This window comes from Psychromonas sp. (assembly GCF_983033635.1).
In genome coordinates this window covers 1-4,250 of the sequence record NZ_CEZLMY010000237.1, presented here as the reverse complement: position 1 = coordinate 4,250, position 4,250 = coordinate 1, and the positions used below count along the sequence as shown (strand labels likewise).

Annotated in this window: 5 protein-coding genes; 3 read left to right on the top strand and 2 right to left on the bottom strand. The window is 38.7% G+C overall.

Features of this window, described 5'->3' with window-relative positions:
• Together AC4GME_RS17680 and AC4GME_RS17675 are read left to right on the top strand one after the other, a co-directional pair.
• Positions 1-106, top strand: a 106-nt coding sequence (locus tag AC4GME_RS17680) for a type II toxin-antitoxin system YoeB family toxin (RefSeq protein ID WP_490379928.1), incomplete at its 5' end; no start/stop codon positions are given.
• A gap of 96 nt (positions 107-202) precedes the next feature.
• Positions 203-1,357: an IS110 family RNA-guided transposase gene (locus AC4GME_RS17675; protein ID WP_490379927.1), complete on the top strand. Its 1,155-nt coding sequence runs from the start codon at positions 203-205 to the stop codon at positions 1,355-1,357.
• Between the two features lie 415 nt (positions 1,358-1,772).
• Here the strand turns inward: AC4GME_RS17675 and AC4GME_RS17670 are convergent, their stop codons facing one another.
• Positions 1,773-2,105, bottom strand: coding sequence for a hypothetical protein (locus AC4GME_RS17670; protein ID WP_490379926.1), 333 nt, complete (start codon positions 2,103-2,105; stop codon positions 1,773-1,775).
• Between the two features lie 685 nt (positions 2,106-2,790).
• Between AC4GME_RS17670 and AC4GME_RS17665 the strand changes: the two genes are divergently transcribed.
• Positions 2,791-2,913 (top strand): phage integrase N-terminal SAM-like domain-containing protein, encoded by a 123-nt coding sequence (locus AC4GME_RS17665; protein ID WP_490378607.1) that lies wholly within the window; start codon positions 2,791-2,793, stop codon positions 2,911-2,913.
• Between the two features lie 621 nt (positions 2,914-3,534).
• On the opposite strand, the gene AC4GME_RS17660 is transcribed toward AC4GME_RS17665, so the two are convergent.
• On the bottom strand, positions 3,535-4,209 hold the full coding sequence (locus tag AC4GME_RS17660; RefSeq protein ID WP_490378608.1) for a hypothetical protein: 675 nt from the start codon (positions 4,207-4,209) through the stop codon (positions 3,535-3,537).
• Between the last annotated feature and the right edge of the window lie 41 nt (positions 4,210-4,250).

The window sequence follows — 4,250 nt, the reverse complement described above, 5'->3', positions numbered from 1 at the left end:
ATCTGGATATTGGTCACGTCGTATTAATGATGAGCATCGAATTGTTTACAAACATAAAGATGAAACAATTCTAATTGCGCAACTACGCTACCATTACGGCACATAGACATAATGACTCCCACTAAGGTGCTAGCCTCTACCGTGGGTTAGTTGAAAACCAGAGCCATAATATATCTACCAATAATATAATGTGGAGGCTAGCATGAATAAACATAGCATACTTTTCATTGGGTTAGATACACACAAAACCTTTACTGAAGTCGCATACATCGAAGATATTCGTGGTGCGAAACCGATTCGTTTAGGACGAATTTTCAGTAACAAGATGGCATTTAAAAAGTTAGTACGGCAATTACAGTCGAAATATCCGCAGGCAACCCTCCATTTCGTTTATGAAGCTGGGCCATGTGGTTACTGGATATACCGATTGTTAACCAGCCTTAACCAATGCTGTTATGTGATTGCCCCATCTTTGATCCCCCAAAAGCCTGGCGACCACATTAAAACAGATAAAAGAGACGCACTAAAATTAGCTAAGCTACTCAAATCGGAAGATTTAACCCCCATCTATGTCCCCGAGCCTGAAGATGAAGCGGTGCGTGATCTCTCTCGTGCACGTGAAACTGCAATGAAAGATCTTAAAGATGCAAAATATCAACTTAAAGCGTTACTGCTTCGCAACAACATCAATGCAACGGTCAAAGATAATTGGTCATTACAGCACTTAAGGTGGCTCGCTGAACTCATATTACCCTCACCCTGCCAGCAAATTGTTTTACAAGAAGCTGTTTCAACGATAACTGAGCGCATAAAGCGATTAAAACGCCTAGATAACGAGTTAACACACCAAGTAAAAAACTGGCGCTATTACCCCGTTGTAAAAGCATTACAAGCAATGCGCGGTGTCAGGCTGTTAATTGCAACAGGCGTTATTGCAGAGCTAGGCGATTTAACGCGATTTGATCATCCTAGGAAGTTAATGAGCTATCTTGGGCTTGTTCCAAGTGAACATTCAAGCGGTGGAAAGCGCCGACTTGGTGCTATTACCAAATGTGGTAATAGCCGTGCAAGAAGACTACTGGTCGAAGGTGCACACACTTATAAATATACGGCAAAAATATCCAAAGAAATGCAATTGAGACAAGAAGGCTTACCGAAGCAAATCATTGATATCGCTTGGCTCGCTCAATGCAGGCTTTGTCGACGATACCAACGTTTAATGCATAAAGGTAAACATCGTAATGTTGTGGTCACTGCAATCGCCAGAGAAATGGCTGCCTATATTTGGGCTATTGCGCGAGAGGTTGTATTAAGCCCCGTTGATATCAGAGCACGCATAGCAAGGTTACCCGCATGAAGAAGAGTTTAGAATTAGCGTACAGGATCAAGCATCGGGTGTGGCACAACCACCGACGGCGTTATGAAGGCAACGAAATCCATTATCGTTGAACCACGAACATAGACTGAAGACAGGTGCCACGACGAAATAAGTAAGGTAGGCGCTGCTAACCAATAGGTTAGTAATCCACGAATATCAGCATGATAACCGACGAAATTACTTGCTTCATTCTGTGCGTTAATTCTCTTAATAACAGAGAAAAATTGAAGGCTCTAATTTACTGAGCAAGGAAAAGTAATATTTATATTGACGTGGGAAGTCATACCAACGCCGCGTTAAACGGCGATGAAATTGGGCGACATTTTTGCGGTCTTTTTGCAAAAATTGCGCACTATTTTAGCGTCCGATTTCAACGCCTTGTTATATGAATAGTTCAACGAAGGAAGTTGTATATTACAAATAAAACCGCGACAACAACAAATCCAGCAGCCATACCCAACACTTTATCTAAGAAAATTCTGGAATAAGACAGGCTTCGTTTAGCCTGGATATATTCAAAAGACTCTTGGTTTTCCTTTCTTTTATGAGCCAATTCGATATAAGGCTTTATTTGCTTTCCATATTCTTTCGAGTGATTTTTCGCTTGCTTAAAAGCCAATTCGTGATCATGAATTGTATACTGACTAGAAAGCTTCCCTTCCTCCGAAATTTTTTTTAGTTCTTCCAATTCAACCTGTGTTAGGTATTGCTGCCAATCTCGTTTCAATCTTTATACCTCCAGAGTCTTCATATAACGCCCCTGTTAAGGCGCAAAATATTGTTGGCTAGACTTGAGCGCAGCGAAAATAGCCAACTGTATTTGGTCGCACTTTAACGGCTTGTTAAAAGGCTATTTAGCACATCAAATTATTAAACATGATATTTACCAAGAAACCTAGATAACATAATAATTACTGACAGCGTAAATATAGAAAAAATAATATTTATAAATGAAAACAACAAGGAAGTTAAAACACTTGCCGTAAATATCATCGATCCAAATTCGTTCTCCCCATTATTTACCATATATACATCGCTTAAAAAAATTGAAGGGATCAGTATTGGTAAAGAAAATAACGATAATGTCCAAATTATCGAAAGGTTTTCAGTAGCATTTCCATTGCTTGACATTATTCATCCATTTAGTTGTGTAGAGATAGCATGATCGCTAAGCCTTTTAACAGCTTATTATACAGAATCATTCCGCATTTTCGGTGGAAATACGGAATACATTAATTTGTCAAAATTGGTTTAACAATACTCTAATAAAACTTCAAATCAACACCTTAAAGCAAACAATCAAAACTTAATCATGTGGATAGACAGAATCATTCCGTATTAACAGTGAAAATACGGAATCACACCTACACTGTATATAAATCCATGTCTTATTGTGTGGTAAGGAGAAATAAATGAAGTCTCCATTTTTAAAAAATGGTGCCGAAAACATGCGTTTTAAGTTCTATGCAGACAAAACAATTAACGCATATACCTATTGGATAAAAATCTGCATCTACTTTAACCATAAACGATAATTCTTGGGATCAGATTTTGCCTTTACGCTCACTCTTGAGAGAAAGCGAGCGTAAATGGGGTAGTCTCAACAGATAATTAGTGCAAATAATTTAGGGCGCTATGTGCCCCTTTACGACTTAGAAAGCTAACTCACAAACGCCCGCAGTTCGAGTTCTAATATTGTATTATCATCAATATTTCGCTTTTGACATAATGTTCGCTTTTTTCCGATTCCATGCGAAATGGCCTGCGCTCGTTGTATGATCTAGTCAGATCGAGCATGAACCAGTACACCTAATATTGTTAACAGCTAATGTTATCTTTATTCAAACAAACGGATACCGAAATGTTCAGTTGAATCTCTGGTCGTTACATGATTATCAGAAAGTATTCTCTATGAGCTACTTGCTATAGCGGCGATTATGTATTTATTAGCCGTTTTCAGATCAATAAACTCGGCTAAGTATAAGAGCGTTTCAAAACAGGACAAACTCAATGACAACACCATACCCACACTTATACTTGTTCTAGGACTTCCGTATATAGCAAAGCTTTTAAATGCGATTATAAGATAACCTAAGTCTATTGTTGTACTTGCTCATCACAGAAGAGAACGCTTGTTACAGACCCCCTGTGCTTCTCTAAACTCTATTCTGCCCTTCTCGATTCAATAACACGTCAGAAAATGCTGAACTAGCAACACCAATCATTAAGTATTCTAAAAAGGTAAGTCTTGTTTCACCGAAACTCTCCCATATACCCACACTGCTTTTGTTCCATGCTGTACACCAGAAATAGACCTGCTGCTTCAGGGTTGGATTATTGCTTGGGTAATCAGTAAACAGCGCATCAGCCCAATCCTTGTATTTATATGTCCGGTATTTTTCATTGTGGCCAGGAACAGATACAGCACTGAGATCACCAATATGATACTGGTAGTTATCACCCCAACGGGCAAACTTGCCTTTATCCGTTCTCAGTTTCTTAATATTAGCTGATAGCGGGTTCTTTCTACCCTTTGATTCTGTTTTCCCTATATACAGCGGCTTAACTGAATCATCCTCAATGAAGAACATCATATAGATCAGACCATCGTACTGCTGTGAGCTATTCTCAAGGTCAGTGATAAGCAAGTCTGTCTGTTCAATGACTAAACATTCCATGCTTTTATTACGAGAAAGGACTCTTCGTTTATTGGTTCTTCCTATTTCATGTGTTCTAACCGACAGTTCATTGCTTGTTTCAAATAAAGGAACCGCCTGTTCAATAACTTTCTGTTGTGAGCAGAAGTCATTCCATATCTCTTCGTGTTTCATCAGTTCTCTTTAGTTTATATTCAACAGGCTAAGTATAAGGA